This window comes from Parasphingopyxis sp. (assembly GCF_052168275.1).
Classification (GTDB): domain Bacteria; phylum Pseudomonadota; class Alphaproteobacteria; order Sphingomonadales; family Sphingomonadaceae; genus Parasphingopyxis.
Map to the genome: position 1 here is coordinate 1 of NZ_JBQLZM010000156.1, position 15,902 is coordinate 15,902.

Here is a 15,902-nt window from a genome sequence, read left to right on the forward strand (position 1 = left end):
CGGCGTCCTTCGTCGCCTGGCGCTGGGCGTCGTTGAAATAGGCCGGAACCGTGATGACGGCCTGCTCGACGGTCTCGCCAAGATAGCTCTCGGCGGTTTCCTTCATCTTCTGCAGGATGAAAGCGGAGATCTGCGACGGGCTGTAATCCTCGCCGCCGGCCTGGACCCAGGCGTCGCCATTGCCGCCCTTGACGATGTGATAGGGAACGAGTTCCATATCCTTCTTCGTCATCGGATCGTCGAAGCGGCGGCCGATCAGGCGCTTCACCGCGAAAACCGTGTTGTCCGGATTGGTGACGGCCTGGCGCTTGGCCGGCTGGCCGATCAGGCGCTCGCCATCCTTGGTGAAGGCGACCATCGACGCGGTCGTGCGTTCGCCTTCCGAATTCTCGATAACCTTGGGTTTGCCGCCCTCCATGACAGCAACGCACGAATTCGTCGTGCCCAGATCGATACCAATAACTTTTGCCATTTTTTCCCTCAATGTTTCCCCAATATTCGGCGGAGCCGGTGGCTCCCCTCTCTATGAAGCAAGAGCCGCCGGCGCGGCATTACAGAGGCGATATAGGTGGGCTTTTTCTTGCTGCAAGCGCTTGCCCCACCTAAAGGAAACCATCTGTTCAGATATGGGAAATTCGATGCGCTTTCCGCTTATTGCCGTCGCCGCCACCATGGCTCTCGTCGCGTGCAGCTCCGCTGAAGAGGCGGGACCGATCGAAACGGTCGAAGACGCCTGGGTCAGGCTGCCGGCCGTCGATGGCCGTCCCGCCGCCGCTTATTTCGTCCTCGATGGGGGAGAATCGGGTGACACGCTGCTCGCCGTCGACAGCGAAAGGGTGGCCACGGTCGAATTGCACGAAACGATCATGGACGGCGAGGCGATGAGGATGCGTCCGATCATGTCCGCCGATATTCCACCAGGCGAGACAATCGTCTTCGAGCCGGGAGGCCGGCACGCGATGCTGTTCGGCATCGATCCGGAGATCACGCCCGGCACGCCGATCACGCTCAATTTCCGCTTCGACAGCGGCCGGGATGTCAGCGTCGACGCCGTAACCGTCGCAGCGGGCGATCCGCCGCCGTTCGACGCCGGCAGCACGACGGATCACGGCGCCAACTGACCACCCGCCGGATGTCGATTATATCTGGACGATGCCGGGCAAGTGGTTCAAAAAGAAGACGTCACAAGGGTCGCATCCTTGTCTCTACGGGGGGAAATTTCATGAACAGCATCCGATCGTTGGCCGTTTGCGCCGCGACCGTCGCAATCGCCGTTTCGGTGCCTGCCGCCGCGCAGAATTACAATCTCGATCCGACATATGGCACCGTCGAGCTGAACGCCGGCTTCAGCGACGATCCGCGGCTCGTCCAGCTCTCTTCCGGCGGCAGCATCGACGCCTCTTCGATCTCCGGCGACTGCCGCGGCTATATCGCCAACGCGCCCGACGTCAGGGTCGTCTATTCGAGCGGAAGCCTGCCGCTCATGTTTTCGGTGGCGTCCGAGGCGGACACGACCCTGGTCGTCAACGCGCCCGACGGCCGCTGGTATTGCGACGACGACGGCGCGAGCGGCCTCAATCCCGCGGTCCGGTTCAACCAGCCCCTGTCCGGCCGCTACGAAATCTGGGTCGGCACCTATGGCAGCACCAGCCTCCAATCGGCCGTGCTGGGGATTTCGGAACTGTATGACGACATCTCGAACCAGTCGACCGGCAGCAATTCCGGCGGACGCCCCGACTTCAGCCTCGACCCGAATTACGGAACGGCAACGCTGCGGTCCGGGTTCACGCCCGATCCGCATCGCGTTCGCCTCCAGTCGGGCGGCACGATCGACGCTTCGGTGCTCGGCGGTTCCTGTCGCGGCTATGTCTCGCGGGCGCCCGACTACCGGGTGCAATATACGAGCGGCCGCCTGCCGCTGAACATCTCGGTCCAGTCGAGCGCCGATACGACGCTCGTCATCAACGGGCCGGGCGGCCAATGGTATTGCGACGACGATGGCGGCGATGGCCTCAACCCGTCGATCCGCTTCGAAACGCCGCGTTCGGGCCAGTATGATATCTGGGTCGGCACCTATGGTAGCGCACAGCTGGAATCGGCGATCCTCGACGTCTCCGAACTCTACAGCAACTGATCGGGGCCCGGGGGCGAGCCGCGCACAAGCGGCTTGCCCTCGCTCGCCATTCCGGGCGAAAGAGCGGGCGATGACGGATACACGATCCCGCGCCCTCACGCCGGCCGAGCGTAAGCTCGTGGCGAGCATGTTCGGCGCGGCGATCGATTGCGACCGGGTAAAGCTGCACCGCAGGAAATGGTTTCCGTTCCAGCCGGCGAATACCGTAATGGCGCCGACCGGCGGCATCTGGTTCCACCCGAAGGGCCCTTATTGGCGCGACGATTTCGGCACGGCGCCGCTGAAGCTGCAAGCGCTGTTCTTCCACGAGATGACCCATGTCTGGCAATATCAGTCGGGCATCTTCCTGCCACTCCGCCGCCACGCCTTCTGCCGCTACCATTACAGCCTGAAGCCCGGCTGGCCGCTCAAACGCTATGGGCTGGAGCAGCAGGCCGAAATCGTGCGGCATACGTTTCTGCTGCGGCAGGGTGAGGCGGTAGCGGGCGCGCCGCCGCTGGAGAGCTTCGAGACGATCTTGCCGTTCAAGGCGGGTTAGAAATGGAAGGAACTTACAAAAAGCTCAAGGCGCGATGGCTAGCTGGCGATCGGGATCGCGAGCGCAGTCTCAACCTGATGTTTCTGGCATGGTATCATTGGGCAGAGCCGCCATTCCTCACCGATTTTGAGGAAGACCCTCAGGCAGTAGAGCTGTGGAAAAGTATTTTCGCTCATTTTGGCAGAGACTCATCTGACGACGTCGAGTTTCTTTTTGCAGCTGGGATAATGGCAAGTATCGCCTCTTACATGCTCGGAGATGAAGATGAGTGGATGCACCGCGGCAGGGCAATGATTGAGCAAGCAATGAGCGCTCCAAAAAAGGCGCTGCCGCTAAGCACGTTTGATAACAGAGGCGACTATGGCGACTACTTTGCGCACCAACTGCGTGGACATTTGCGGCGAGGGTAATCATTGCGGCCAGGATTGCTTTTGCAATTACGAGGATAGCTCAGCCAATCCCCAAAATACGATTTCCCTCGCAAAGTTGGAAACCCTCCCTCAGGATGGTCTCCCCGAGTCCTCAGGCTCGCGCCGGCTCTTTGATCCCGTCCGCCACCCTGCCATTTCCGCTCGCCGGAGCGAGAGGTTCTCGGCCCTTTAACTGTGTGACCTTCTTGACTTTCCGGCTGTGTGGGCCGGCTGCGTGGGAAATTAAATTGCGAGCGCAAGCAACGCTGCGTGTCCACTTTGTCAACTTAAGCGGCGATTAGCCCCGGCGACTCCCGGCCTGTGTCAACCAGTGTCAACCGGACCCGCTTGACGCTACGGCATCCGGCTTGAACAAACGCATCGCCAAGCGTAACGATCGGATCATTACCGGGCGGCCCAACCCGCGCCCGGACCAAGAGACATAGATGGAGCTTTCAACCTACGGCATGTCGCGGGAGCGCGGCTATCTTTCCGATTTCGAAATCGACGAAATCTCCCTTCCACCGGAATTCGATACGATCGTCGAGGCGGCGGACACGCTTTCCGCGATCCTCACCACCGGCCGGACCCGGCACTGGCTCGAACAGCTGCCCCAACCCGACATGGCGGCCTTTCTGGCAGAGGCCAGCGACGCGCAGATCCGCGTCGCGATGGTCCGCTATTCGTTCCTTGTGCAGGCCTATGTATGGGGCGAAGACGCGGCGCCGACCGCCCTGCCCGCCATGCTTGCCGTGCCGATCGACGCCCTGGCGGAGAAGCTCGGCCAGGCGCCGCTGCTTCCCTATTCCGGCTATGTGCTCGACAACTGGTACCGCCTCGACAAGTCGAAACCGATCGCGCTCGACAATATCGCGATGCGCCAGAACTTCCTCGGCGGCATGGACGAGAACTGGTTCGTCCTGATCCATGTCGCGATCGAGGCGGAAGCCGGACGGGCGCTGGAACTGGCGACCGAACTGGTTGCGGCGGTCGACGACGGCGATGCCGAACGCGTCGAAACGCTGCTTCAGACGATGGACACGGTGTGGGACCGGATCAACGCGCATTTCGACCGGATGCCCGAACGCTGCGATCCCTATATCTACTACCAGCGCGTCCGCCCCTATATCCATGGCTGGAAGAACAACCCGGCGACGCCCGACGGCCTGATCTACGAAGGCGTCGAACGCCATGGCGGAAAGCCGCAGGCCTTTCGCGGGCAGACGGGATCGCAATCGTCGATCGTTCCGGCGATGGACGCCCTGTTCAACGTCACGCACGAGAATGACGCGCTGCGCGAATTCCTGGCCGAACTGCATCATTACCGGCCGGTGCCGCATCGCCGTTTCGTCGAGGATCTCGCCGAAGCCAGCGATCTGCGCGCCTTCGCCAGGCAGCAGTCGAGCGGTCTCAGGGACGCATTCAACGCCTGTGTCGAGCAGGTCGCCCGGTTCCGGACGCGCCATCTCGAATATGCGGCGAGCTACATCAACAAGCAGGTGGCGTCGGGCGCCGGCAACGACACCGATGTCGGGACAGGGGGGACGCCGTTCATGAAATATCTGAAAAAGCATCGCGACGAGAACCGCGCCCAGCTCGTCTGATTCCGTCCCGCGTGCGGCCCGCCGGCATCATTGCCCGGCGGGCCGTTGGCGGGTATCGTTTCCGCATCAAAGCGGGGGTGAAGATGGCGAAACGGACAAACAGACTGATGGCGGCCCTGATCGGCCTGGCGGCATTGGCGGCGCTGCCGCTCGCCGCTGACGCGCAGCGGCCACCGCCGCCGCCGCTGCCGGACATCCCTGCAACGCCGGTAATGAGCGGCGCCACCTATCCCGATTGCCGCTACGACTATCGCCGGCGGAGCGAACCGTTCGACAAGGCCGAGGCGACCAACCGCTGCATCGCACGGCTCGACGCCTATCACGCCGAGGTGCTCGCGCCTTTTCGCCTGCGCATGATCGAACATCAGGAACAGATTTCCGCGCTCTACGAAGCCCAGGTGATGAACGACTTCGACTATACCCAGGAACAGGCCGACGGGTTTTTCGCGGCGATCACCCAGGAGCATGAGGACTCCAACCCCGATGGCCGGCACATGGCCACGGCGCGGGAGATCGAGGCGCGCTATCAGGAAGACCGCGCGTTCCTGCAGGAGCGTTTCTGCCGCTATTCCGGCACCTGCGCCGATTATCAGCGCACGGCCGAAACCGCCGAGCGCGACCGCGCCGACGGAACCGAGCAGCGCGCCCGCCGCGAAGAGGATGGCGGCAGGAACAACTGCAATACCGAACGTGCGGGCGGCGGATTATTGGGGGGCATATTGGGGGGCGTGCTGGGAGACGCCGCCGGCATCGGCGCCGTCGGCGGTTTCGTTGCCGGCCAGTTTGCCGGCGTGCTGGTCGCGGAGATCGCCTGCCAGCTCGATCCCGAGGAGCAGGAGCGGATGGCCGAAGCGACGGAGACGGTGACGGCGCAGGAGGAAGTCGGAGCAACCGCGGAATGGACCAGTCCGACCCGTGCCGACGTGTCGGGATCGTCGACCGTGACCGCCCTCACCTCGCAGCCCAACGGCGCCAGCTGCATGGACGTCACCGACGTCGTCATCGTCAGCGGCGAGGAGACGCGCATTTCGAAGCGCATGTGCCGCGGGCCCGGAGAAGCCCGCTACACGCTCGCGGCATGACTTCGGCGATGCTGATCCGGCGCTTCGAGCCCGGCGATGCGAAGGCTTTCGCGGACCTCAACCTCGCCTGGATAGAAGACGAATTTTCGATCGAACCGTCCGATCGGGCGCAGCTCTTTGATCCCGACGCTGCGATCCTCGCCGATGGCGGACAGATCATCGTTGCCGAAATCGAGGGCGAAGTCTGTGGCTGCGGCGCCGTCCTTCCTGCCCATACGCAGCCGGTTCCCGGCAAACGGTATGCCGAGATCGTGAAAATGGCGGCGAAGGAAGGGATGCGCGGACAGGGCATCGGCCGCGCGGTGCTGAACCGGCTTATCGAGGAAGCGCGCGCGATGGGCATGGACGGCATCTGGCTCGAAACCAGCAACAAGCTGGCCGCGGCGCAGCATCTTTACCGTACATCAGGCTTTCGCGATCTGGCCGCCGACGAATTCTGGCCGACGCCCTATGGCCGCTGCAACGCGCAGCTGATCCTCGATTTCTAGTCCGGCTTCTTCGCGACGCCGACCAGCGCGGGGCGCAGCAGACGATCCTTGATCATGTAGCCGCGCTGCATCTGCTGGACGACGGTGCCGGGCTCCGCCTCGTCACTCGGAATCTCGACCATCGCCTGGTGCCGGTTCGGATCGAGCTCTTCGCCGACGGCGTCGACGGGCTCGATGCCATGCTTGCCGAACACGGTCGCCAGTTCGCGCCCGGTCGCTTCGAGACCGGCCACGAGCCCCTTGAACTTCTCGTCGTCGCGCAACTCTTCGGGAATCGCATCGAGCGCGCGTTCCAGATTGTCGGCGACGGACAGGATGTCGCGGGAGAATCCGGTCGCCGCATAGGCGCTGGCATTCTGTTTTTCCTGTTCGAGCCGACGGCGCGTATTCTGTTCCTCGGCCTTGGCGTACAGGATCTCCTGCTTCGCCGCGGCAAGCTCGTCTTCGAGAGCGGCAATCCGGTCTGCGTCCGATTGCGGCTCGTTATCGTCGCCTTCGGTATCGCGCATGCTCTCGGGAACGCCCGCCAGTTCGGCTTCGGCCTCTTCCGAGAGGGTTTCGCTATCGGTATTTTCGGTCTTTTCGCCGTCCATTGTTCTCATTCAGCTCACTAATTTCGACAGGGTTTTCGCAGTGAAGTCCACCATGGGAACGACTCGCGCATAGTTCAAGCGTGTTGGCCCGATTACCCCGACCACGCCGACGACCTGCCCGTCCCCGTCATGATAGGGCGCCGCGATGACCGAAGAGCCGGAAAGCGCGAACAGCTTGTTTTCCGAACCGATGAAAATTTTCATCGCCCGGGCGTCGCGCGCATGATCGAGCAGCTGGGCGATCTCTTCCTTGCCCTCCAGTTCGCCGAGCAGCCGGCGGACGCGATCGAGATCGGCCGCCGCGGTCTCGTCGAGGAGGTTGGCCTGCCCCCGGACGATCAGCACGGCGCGCGACGCGTGGTCGCGCGACCAGGTCGCGAGGCCCCGCGCGATCAGGTCCTGCGCGGCTTCGTCGAGCGCCGCCTTCCCGCGGCCGATTTCTTCCTGGAGGCGCGCCGTCGCCTGTTCGAGCGTCAGGCCCGACAGCCGCTGGCTGACATAATTGGCCGCCTCGCCGAGCGTCGACGCGGGTACCGGATGCGGAAGATCGACGACCCGGTTCTCGACCGAACCGTCGCTGCCGACGAGCACGGCCAGCGCCTGGGTGTCGGACAGCGGAACGAAACCGAACTGGCTGAGAACGGGCTCCCGCTTCGTCACATGGACGAGGCCGGCACAGGCCGAAAGCCCGGAAAGGGCAGCCGTCGTGTTGGCGACGGCCTCCTCCACCGGCCCTTCGCCGTCCGCCTGCGCCTCGATGGCCTGCCGCTCGGCCGCGGTCAGCCGTCCCGCCTGCATCATGCCGTCGACGAAGAGGCGCAGGCCCGTTTCGGTGGGCATCCGCCCCGCGCTGGTATGCGGCGCCGCGAGCAGGTTAAGCTCTTCGAGATCCTGCATCACGTTGCGGATCGACGCCGGCGACAGGTTGAGGCCCGACATTTTCGAGATCGTCCGCGATCCGACGGGCTCGCCGCTTTCCAAATAGGTCTCGACGACGGTGCGGAACACGTCGCGCGCGCGCTGGGACAATTCGGTTACGTTCGGGCCGGCCATGGCCGCGATGTAGAAACTCCGCGGCGAAACCGCCAGCCCCGCCACGCCATGCCGTTCGTCGTTCCCACGATGCCGTTGGTCGACAGCTGGGTAACGACACTTGCCGTAAATACGCGAAATGGGTAAGGAAGCGCGCGAAAAGCTATATGGCAGACGGCAATACCACCCTACCCCCGCCCTCCGAGGCCGAAGCGGAAATCCTCCAGATCGTCTGGGAGCGGCAGCCTGTTTCCGTGCGCACAGTGCACGAGCAGATCCGGCAGATTCGGGACGTCGGCTATACGACCGTTCTCAAACAGCTCCAGCGGATGCTCGACAAGGGGCTTGTCGACCGCATACCGGGCAAGGGAAAGTCGTTCGACTACGTCGCGACGCAACCCGCATCCGAAACGCGAACGACGCTGCTGAACCGGCTCGTTCGGACCGTTTTCGGCAATTCCAAAGCCGATCTCGTCATGCATGCGCTGGGCCGCGACGACGTTTCGGCGCGCGAAATAGAACAACTCAAGGCCTTCATCGCCGAGCTGGAGGCCGAACAGGGGGAAGAAGAGGATGCACGTTAACCCGAGCGTGTTGGTCGACAGTCTGGGCTGGGCCCTGCTGCACAGCATCTGGCAGATCGCACTTGTCGCCGCCTTGGTATTCGTCGCGCTCCGGGTGATTCCGCGCCACAATGCCCAGCTGCGGTTCATCAGCGCCTATGGCGGGCTTGCGGCGACACTGCTGCTTTTCATCGTCACCTGGATCCTATGCTACCGCACCATCGGCGCGGCCGAGACCATCGCCGTTTCCGGATATGTCCCCCCGGCCCAAGGCTGGCAGGCGTTCGTCGAGACGCTCGGCCGCACGACCTGGTTCGTCAGCCTGGTCTGGGCGCTCGGCTTCGGCTGGCTCGGCGTCCGCTATATCCAGTCGCTGCGCGCCACCTCGCGGCTCAAGCATGAGGGCACGGGTCCCGTTCCCGCCGATTGGGAAATGCGGTTCCGGCTCTGGGTCGAGCGGCTGGGCGCCGATGCGCGGGCGACTATCCTCCAGTCCTCGCGGATCACGACTCCGTTGACGATCGGGACGCTCAAGCCCGTCGTTCTCGTGCCCACGGGCTTTTTCCTGCGCCTGCCGATCGACCAGGCCGAGGCCATCCTCGTCCATGAGATCGCGCATATCTGCCGCCAGGATTATCTGCTCGGGCTGATCCAGGCGATGATCTGCAACATCTTCTTCTTCCACCCGGCGATCGCCTTTCTGTCGCGCCAGATCGATATCGAGCGCGAATATGCCTGCGACGCCCGGGTCGTCGAGGAAACCGGGAACAGCAACGCGCTCGCCCAGGGTCTCGGCAAGGTCGCGCTGGAAAGCCGCGACATGCTGCCCGGTTTCGCGATGGCGGCCGAAGGCCGGCACACGCCGCTGATGAACCGCATCACCCGGCTGCGCGAACGCCCGTTCCGCCGCGAAAGCGGGACGACGATGCCGGCCGCGGCGCTGACGCTGGTGCTCGCGGGATGCCTGACCATCGCCGCGTCGGCCGATGCGTCCTTCTCCTCGACGTCGTACAAGGACAGCGACATCAAGGATGCGGACAGTGATGCCGGCGAAACCGCCGCGATCGCGCCGGACGTCGAAGTCGCGCTTGCCGAAACTACGGCCGGCAATACTCCCCGGACCCGGTCGTCGCGCGACGGCCGGACGTCGGAAGAATCCGCGGCGAAACGCCATGAACGCAACTCTGACGACCGTTGGGCGTCGCGCAATCCGCAGGGCTGGTCCTTCGACACCGAACCTGGATGGACGTTCACCTTCAGGGGATCCGGCGACGGCGGGAACAAGAGCGGCAGCGCCGCATTCCAGCCGGTGGTGCTCCAGCAGGACAGCGGCCTGTTGCGCAACGCCGTCCTGCAGACGGCGATCTTCGAACCGCGCGTCGAGGACGAGAATCAGGAATGCGAGGACAAGGGTGAACTGATTGCCGAGCGTCGCCAACGCGCCGAGGAACGGCGCCAGCGCGCGGCAGACCGGCGCGCCTCTCGGATCGAACGCGAAATGGCGCTTCGGGACGCCGCGTTCGAACGCGAGGAGGCCCACATTGAGCGCGAGATGGCGCGCGCGGAAGCGCAGCTGGAACGCGAAATGGCGCAGGTCGAACGGCAGATCGAGCGGGAGATGGCGCGAGTCGAACGCGAGATGGACCGGTTGGGCGAAACCCATAGCGCAAATATCGAACGCCAGATGAACCAGCTCGCCGTTCGGATGACCGCGCTCAGCAGCGAACTGGAACGCCGTGCGGAGCGCCATGCAGAGCGCGCAGAGGCGCTGGCGGAGCGCGCCCGCGTACGCGCGGAACGCGCCGCCCGCCGCTATCGCCATTCGGCGCCGGTCGCGCCGGAGCCGCCCGAGCCGCCGACCCCGACGATCACGATCAGCTTCAGCATCGACGCCGCGGCGGCCGAAGCCGAAGCGGTCGCATCGGCGCAGGCCATCGCGCTCGCCCGCACCATCACCGGCTGACGCTTTCCTCGCGACGACGGACTTCACGCGCGCCGTCATTCGGCTGGACGGGCGATGCCCCGCGCGATAGGGGCTGACCGACACATTCCAGAAGGACATATGCTTTATGCGCCCATCCGGCCGCGCGCCCGATCAGATGCGGGCGATCACCATCGAACCCGGCTTCACCAAGCACGCCGAGGGCTCCTGCCTGATCAGCTTCGGCGAAACGCGCGTGCTCTGCACGGCCAGCATCGAGGATCGCGTGCCGCCCTGGATGCGCGGCAAGGGCAGCGGCTGGGTGACCGGCGAATACGGCATGCTGCCGCGCGCGACCCATACCCGCGGCAATCGCGAGGCCGCACGCGGCAAGCAGTCCGGCCGGACCCAGGAAATCCAGCGCCTGATCGGTCGTTCACTGCGTGCAGTGACCGATCTTGACGCGCTCGGAGAACGCCAGATTACCGTCGATTGTGACGTGATCCAGGCCGATGGCGGCACCCGCACGGCATCGATCTCCGGCGGCTGGGTCGCGCTCAGACTGGCGGTCAACGCCTTGATGGACGCGGGCAAGCTGGAAGACGATCCGATGACGCAGAAGATCGCGGCGATCTCGTGCGGCATCTACGGCGGCGAACCCGTGCTCGACCTCGACTATGCGGAGGATTCGAACGCCGGCGCGGACGCCAATTTCGTGCTGACCGGCGACGGCAACATCGCCGAGGCGCAGTGTACGGCCGAAGGCGAGACCTATGATGAGGAAGCGCTGCTGCGCATGCTCCGCCTTGCGCGCATCGGCTGTACCGAAATCTTCGCGGCGCAGGACGCCGCCATATCGTGAGCCGCACGCTCGAACCGGGAAGGCTGGTCATCGCCAGTCACAACCCGGGCAAGGTACGCGAAATCGCCGACCTGCTGAAACCGCACGGAATGGAGGTCGTCAGCGCGGCCGAACTCGGCCTGCCCGAGCCGGACGAGACCGAAGACACGTTCGCCGGCAATGCCGAGCTGAAGGCGCGCGCCGCGGCAGTCGCGGCCCGATTGCCGGCGCTGTCCGACGATAGCGGGCTGTGCGTGCATGCATTGGGCGACCAGCCGGGCATCTATTCGGCGCGCTGGGCCGGTCCCGACAAGAATTTCGGAACCGCGATGGCCAAGGTCGAAGAGATGCTGCAGGGCTTCGGCCCCAAGGTTCCGCGCAACGCGCACTTCGTCTGCGCTCTCTCGCTCGCATGGCCGGATGGGCATGTCGAGACGTTCGAGGGCCGCGTCGATGGCGCGATGGTCTGGCCGCCGCGCGGCGAAAAGGGGTTCGGTTACGACCCTGTCTTCGTTCCAATCGGCTACGACATTAGCTTCGGCGAGATGGAGCCGGCGATCAAACATGCGATGAGCCATCGGGCGGACGCGTTCGCCAAGCTGATCGCCGCGGTATTCTGATCCGATGACCGGGTTGGCGCTTTATATCCACTGGCCGTTCTGCGTCTCCAAATGTCCCTATTGCGATTTCAACAGCCATGTCCGCGAGAGCGTCGATCAGGCGGCCTGGCGCGCTGCCCTGCTCGCGGACATGGCGCACGAGGCGGCACTGACCGGGGACACTCCCCTGACCTCGATCTTCTTCGGCGGCGGCACGCCCTCGCTGATGCCCCCCGCCACAGTCGACGCCCTGATCGAATCCGCCGAACGGCACTGGGGTTTCGCCGACGGTATCGAGATCACGCTCGAGGCCAACCCATCCTCGGTAGAGGCCGCGCGGTTCGCCGATCTCGCCGCGGCGGGGATCAACCGCGTATCGCTCGGCCTGCAATCGCTGGACGATGGCGCGCTGCGATTTCTGGGCCGCGCCCATGATGTCTCCGAGGGGCTGGCGGCTCTGGATACCGCGCAAAAAACGTTCCGGCGGACGAGCTTCGATCTCATCTACGCATTACCGGGACAGAATGAAGCCGCCTGGGCAAACGAGCTTCGCCGCGCTCTCGATTTCGGGGCCGGTCATCTCTCGCTCTACCAGCTGACCATCGAACCCGGAACGCGCTTCGCGACGCTCGCAGCGCGCGGCGAACTCGGCGAGGCCGAGCCCGATCGCGGTGCGGCGCTGTACGAACTGACCCAAGAGCTGACCGAGGCGGCCGGCCTGCCGGCCTATGAGATATCCAACCATGCGCGGCCCGGCGAGGAAAGCCGCCACAATCTCGCCTATTGGCGTTACCAGCCCTATGCCGGGATCGGCCCGGGCGCCCATGGCCGCCGCAACGGCCGTGCAACCGTCCGCCACAGGAAACCCGAGAACTGGATGTCCGCCGTCGACCGCAACGGCCACGGGCTCCAGGCCGAAGACGCGCTTTCGGATTACGATCAGGGTGCAGAGAGGCTGATGATGGGGCTGCGGCTGACCGAGGGCGTGGCGCGCGATCGGCTGCCTCCGGAATTGCTCGACGAGGCCGCGATCGAGCGGCTGACGGCGCATGGCCTGCTCCGGCCCGATCCGGATCGCCTGATCGCCACACCCGGCGGCCGGCTCGTGCTCAACAGTCTGCTCGCCGAAATCGTCGCCGGCGAACAGGCCGCCGCCTAGCCGCCAAAGCCGCTCGGCGCGGGCGAAACGACGGTGAAGCCGTTGGGCCGGATCTGCTGCACCTCGAGCGCGCGCTCGGCGACCCCGTCCTGGCCGAAGCGGAACGCGCCGTCGACGCCCGAAAAACCGCCGGTATCCCGCAACTCGCGCAACGGGAAGGGTCGGTCGATCGACCATTCGCGCGCGATCCGGACGACGAGCAGCGCGGCGTCATAACCGAGGCTCGACAGGCGGTAGGGATCCGAATCGAAACGCGAGCGGTACCGGCTGGTCAGCGTGTTGAACATCCGGTCCGAAACGCTGGCGAACAGCGCCCCGTGCATCGCCGGATCGCGGGCCAGGTCGGGCTGGTTGTTCCAGAGTTCCGTGCCCAGTATCTGCACGTCGGTCGCGCCGCGATCGCGGAGCATCTGCGCCGCTTCCCGCGCGGTCGAACCGCTGTCGGCGATCAGCACCGCATCGAATTCGCCTTCGCCGTTGAGCTGCGTCACCGCGAGCTGCAGCGAGCGGCGCGAGCGCGCATAGGTGCGCGTCGCGACCAGGGTTCCGCCATTGTCGCGGACCGCCTGGGCGAAGGCCGCCGAGGCGCGCTGGCCGTACAGGCCTTCGGGTATCAGCGCGGCGAACCGCCGGGCGCCCTGCCCCGCCGCATAGCCGGTCACCCGCGCGATCGACTGGGCGGGCGTGAAGCCCATCAGATAGGTGCCGTTGCCCGCCACGCTCGTATCGTTTGAAAAGGCGATAACCGGAACCCCGGCGCTGCGCGCCACCGGCGCCGTCACGCGGACATTGTCGGCGAGCAGCGGCCCGAGGATCAGCCGGCTGCCGTCCGCCAGCGCCTGATTGGCGGCCGTTCGCGCGCCGCCGGCGCCCGCCGTGTCGTACGTCGTGATGCGCACGCCTTCTCCGCCGGTATCGAGGATCGCCATGTTCGCGGCGTTGGCGATCGACTGACCGACACCGGCATTGTTGCCCGACGTCGGCACCAGCAGCGCCACGCGGCGCAGCCCGTCTTCCGGGATGCCGGTCGTGATATCGGGCTGGGTCGGCGGCGGCGTATCGTCGGGACGTCCCGAGCGCGGCAGGATCGCTTCGCACCCCGCGAGGGTCAGCGCCATGAACACGATGCCGAACCGGAAAAGGACCGAGTGCCGTTGCCCCGGGTGCCGCTGTGATGCCATGACGAGAATCCTATGAACGATACGCTACTACCCGGCCTTTATATCGTCGCCACGCCCATCGGCAACTTGCAAGATGTGTCGCGGCGGCAGGAAGCGGTACTGCGTCAGGCGGACATCATCGCCGCCGAGGACAGCCGGGTCACGGCGAAGCTGCTGAACCATCTGGAGATCAGGAAACCGATCACCGCCTATCACGATCACAGCGCCGATGCGGTGCGCGCCAAGCTGGTCGAAAGGATGGGCGACGAGGCGGTCGCGCTGGTCTCCGACGCCGGAACGCCGCTGATCTCGGACCCCGGCTACAAGCTGGTGCGCGACGCGCGCGCGGCCGGCCGGCTCGTCACCACCATCCCGGGGCCATGCGCCGCCGTCGCCGCCCTGACACTGGCGGGGCTCCCGACCGACCGGTTTCTCTTCGCCGGCTTCCTGCCGTCCAAGGCCAAGGCGCGCGCCGATACGATCGCCGAATTCGGCGCCGTGCGCGCGACGCTCCTCTTCTACGAATCCGGGCCGAGGCTGGGCAAGTCGTTGCAGGCGCTGGCAGACGGGCTGGGCGACCGCGAGGCGGCGGTGACGCGCGAGATCAGCAAGGCGTACGAGGAAACGGTCACCGGCCGCCTGTCGGACCTGGTGGCCCGCTATGCCGATGCCGCGCCCAAGGGAGAGATCGTGATCGTCGTCGGCCCGCCCGGCGATGCGGCGCCGGCCGGCGATGCCGATATCGACGCCGCGCTGGCCGCCGCGCTCGAACGCCTGCCGCCGGGCAAGGCGGCGCGCGAAGTCGCCAAGGCGCTCAACATGGCAAGCGACGGCCTGTACGAACGCGCGATGGCGCTCAAAGCCGGCGAATGAACCGCGCCCGCGCCGAACGCAGCGGGCGGCGCGGCGAGACGCTGGCCGCTTGGTATCTGCGCTTCAAGGGCTACCGGATATTGGCGCGCCGCCAGCGCACCCCGCGCGGCGAGATCGACCTGGTGGCGAAGCGCGGGCGCACCATCGTCTTCGTCGAGGTGAAACACCGCGCGACGCCGGATGAACTGGACATTGCGATCGACGAGTATCGGTTGGAACGGGTGGCAGCGGCGGCCGGAATACTGGCGCCCCGATTTGCCGGTCACGGCGAGGATATCCGCATCGACGTGATCCTGACCGCGCCTGGGCGCTGGCCCCGCCATATCGAGAATGCTTGGATCGGGTAAAGCAGGACTCTATTGAATGCGCGCCACGCCCCGCTATGCCGGACGCGCCGAACAGGAGACACGCATGCCGCTCAACGTCGCGATCCAGATGGATCCCATGGAAAAGGTCAATATCGCCGGGGATTCGAGCTTTGCGATCATGCTGTCCGGTCAGGCGCGCGGTCACCGGCTCTGGCACTACGACGTCAGGCATCTGAGCTATTCCGCCGATGGCGCGTTGAAGGCGCGCGCGCGGCCGGTCACGGTCCAGCGCGTCGAAGGCGACCATCACGCATTCGGCGACTGGGAGACGATCGACCTGCGCGGCGACATCGATGTCGTGTTGATGCGGCAGGACCCGCCGTTCGACCTGTCCTATATCACCGCGACCCACCTGCTCGAACGGATCCAGCCCGACACGCTCGTCGTCAACGATCCGGCCGCCGTGCGCAACGCGCCCGAGAAGATCTTCGTTCTCGACTTCGCCGAATTCATGCCGCCGACGCTGATCACCCGCAGCCTCGACGATGTCCGAGCCTTCCAGCGCGCGCATGGCGAGATCGTCGTCAAACCCATTTA

Annotated in this window: 18 protein-coding genes and 1 pseudogene; 15 read left to right on the forward strand and 4 right to left on the reverse strand. The window is 65.4% G+C overall.

Features of this window, described 5'->3' with window-relative positions:
- On the reverse strand, positions 1–472 hold a 472-nt coding region (locus ACTS1X_RS14500), incomplete at its 3' end, for an Hsp70 family protein (RefSeq protein ID WP_442615121.1).
- A gap of 166 nt (positions 473–638) precedes the next feature.
- On the opposite strand from ACTS1X_RS14500, the gene ACTS1X_RS14505 reads away from it, so the two are divergent.
- The 7 genes from ACTS1X_RS14505 (at position 639) to ACTS1X_RS14535 (ending at position 6,256) form a co-directional block, all read left to right on the forward strand.
- Complete coding sequence (locus ACTS1X_RS14505; protein ID WP_442615122.1) at positions 639–1,121, forward strand: copper chaperone PCu(A)C; 483 nt, start codon at positions 639–641, stop codon at positions 1,119–1,121.
- A gap of 101 nt (positions 1,122–1,222) precedes the next feature.
- Complete coding sequence (locus ACTS1X_RS14510; RefSeq protein WP_442615123.1) at positions 1,223–2,134, forward strand: hypothetical protein; 912 nt, start codon at positions 1,223–1,225, stop codon at positions 2,132–2,134.
- Between the two features lie 70 nt (positions 2,135–2,204).
- On the forward strand, positions 2,205–2,672 hold the full coding sequence (locus ACTS1X_RS14515; protein WP_442615124.1) for a vgr related protein: 468 nt from the start codon (positions 2,205–2,207) through the stop codon (positions 2,670–2,672).
- Between the two features lie 2 nt (positions 2,673–2,674).
- A complete protein-coding gene (locus tag ACTS1X_RS14520; protein ID WP_442615125.1) occupies positions 2,675–3,082 on the forward strand; it encodes a hypothetical protein in 408 nt (135 codons plus the stop codon).
- Between the two features lie 446 nt (positions 3,083–3,528).
- The gene (locus ACTS1X_RS14525) at positions 3,529–4,686 is read left to right on the forward strand and encodes an indoleamine 2,3-dioxygenase (protein WP_442615126.1); all 1,158 of its coding nucleotides are present in this window, start codon (positions 3,529–3,531) and stop codon (positions 4,684–4,686) included.
- Positions 4,687–4,793: 107 nt separating this feature from the next.
- Positions 4,794–5,768: a hypothetical protein gene (locus tag ACTS1X_RS14530; protein ID WP_442615127.1), complete on the forward strand. Its 975-nt coding sequence runs from the start codon at positions 4,794–4,796 to the stop codon at positions 5,766–5,768.
- On the forward strand, positions 5,765–6,256 hold the full coding sequence (locus ACTS1X_RS14535; RefSeq protein WP_442615128.1) for a GNAT family N-acetyltransferase: 492 nt from the start codon (positions 5,765–5,767) through the stop codon (positions 6,254–6,256). Before ACTS1X_RS14530 ends, ACTS1X_RS14535 begins: the two co-directional genes overlap by 4 nt.
- Here ACTS1X_RS14535 and grpE read toward each other — a convergent pair.
- Positions 6,253–6,849, reverse strand: a complete 597-nt coding sequence (gene grpE, locus ACTS1X_RS14540) for a nucleotide exchange factor GrpE (protein ID WP_442615137.1) — start codon at positions 6,847–6,849, stop codon at positions 6,253–6,255. The two genes, ACTS1X_RS14535 and grpE, sit on opposite strands and share 4 nt — an antisense overlap.
- A gap of 9 nt (positions 6,850–6,858) precedes the next feature.
- Positions 6,859–7,902, reverse strand: coding sequence for a heat-inducible transcriptional repressor HrcA (gene hrcA / locus ACTS1X_RS14545; RefSeq protein ID WP_442615138.1), 1,044 nt, complete (start codon positions 7,900–7,902; stop codon positions 6,859–6,861).
- Between the two features lie 146 nt (positions 7,903–8,048).
- On the opposite strand from hrcA, the gene ACTS1X_RS14550 reads away from it, so the two are divergent.
- From ACTS1X_RS14550 to hemW, 5 genes are all read left to right on the forward strand, one after another.
- On the forward strand, positions 8,049–8,465 hold the full coding sequence (locus ACTS1X_RS14550) for a BlaI/MecI/CopY family transcriptional regulator (RefSeq protein WP_442615129.1): 417 nt from the start codon (positions 8,049–8,051) through the stop codon (positions 8,463–8,465).
- Complete coding sequence (locus ACTS1X_RS14555) at positions 8,455–10,407, forward strand: M56 family metallopeptidase (RefSeq protein WP_442615130.1); 1,953 nt, start codon at positions 8,455–8,457, stop codon at positions 10,405–10,407. Before ACTS1X_RS14550 ends, ACTS1X_RS14555 begins: the two co-directional genes overlap by 11 nt.
- A 106-nt stretch (positions 10,408–10,513) precedes the next feature.
- Positions 10,514–11,227: a ribonuclease PH gene (rph, locus tag ACTS1X_RS14560; RefSeq protein WP_442615131.1), complete on the forward strand. Its 714-nt coding sequence runs from the start codon at positions 10,514–10,516 to the stop codon at positions 11,225–11,227.
- The gene (gene rdgB / locus ACTS1X_RS14565; RefSeq protein WP_442615132.1) at positions 11,224–11,826 is read left to right on the forward strand and encodes an RdgB/HAM1 family non-canonical purine NTP pyrophosphatase; all 603 of its coding nucleotides are present in this window, start codon (positions 11,224–11,226) and stop codon (positions 11,824–11,826) included. Before rph ends, rdgB begins: the two co-directional genes overlap by 4 nt.
- Before the next feature lie 4 nt (positions 11,827–11,830).
- Positions 11,831–12,964: a radical SAM family heme chaperone HemW gene (hemW, locus tag ACTS1X_RS14570; RefSeq protein WP_442615133.1), complete on the forward strand. Its 1,134-nt coding sequence runs from the start codon at positions 11,831–11,833 to the stop codon at positions 12,962–12,964.
- Here hemW and ACTS1X_RS14575 read toward each other — a convergent pair.
- Positions 12,961–14,145, reverse strand: a complete 1,185-nt coding sequence (locus ACTS1X_RS14575) for a penicillin-binding protein activator (RefSeq protein WP_442615134.1) — start codon at positions 14,143–14,145, stop codon at positions 12,961–12,963. The genes hemW and ACTS1X_RS14575 overlap by 4 nt on opposite strands.
- Positions 14,146–14,157: 12 nt before the next feature.
- On the opposite strand from ACTS1X_RS14575, the gene rsmI reads away from it, so the two are divergent.
- The 3 genes and pseudogenes from rsmI to ACTS1X_RS14590 all read left to right on the forward strand — a co-directional run.
- Positions 14,158–14,997, forward strand: coding sequence for a 16S rRNA (cytidine(1402)-2'-O)-methyltransferase (gene rsmI, locus ACTS1X_RS14580; protein ID WP_442615135.1), 840 nt, complete (start codon positions 14,158–14,160; stop codon positions 14,995–14,997).
- The gene (locus tag ACTS1X_RS14585) at positions 14,994–15,344 is read left to right on the forward strand and encodes a YraN family protein (RefSeq protein ID WP_442615136.1); all 351 of its coding nucleotides are present in this window, start codon (positions 14,994–14,996) and stop codon (positions 15,342–15,344) included. The genes rsmI and ACTS1X_RS14585 overlap by 4 nt, the downstream gene beginning before the upstream one ends.
- Before the next feature lie 64 nt (positions 15,345–15,408).
- Positions 15,409–15,902: pseudogene (locus tag ACTS1X_RS14590) on the forward strand (glutathione synthase); the annotation flags it as partial.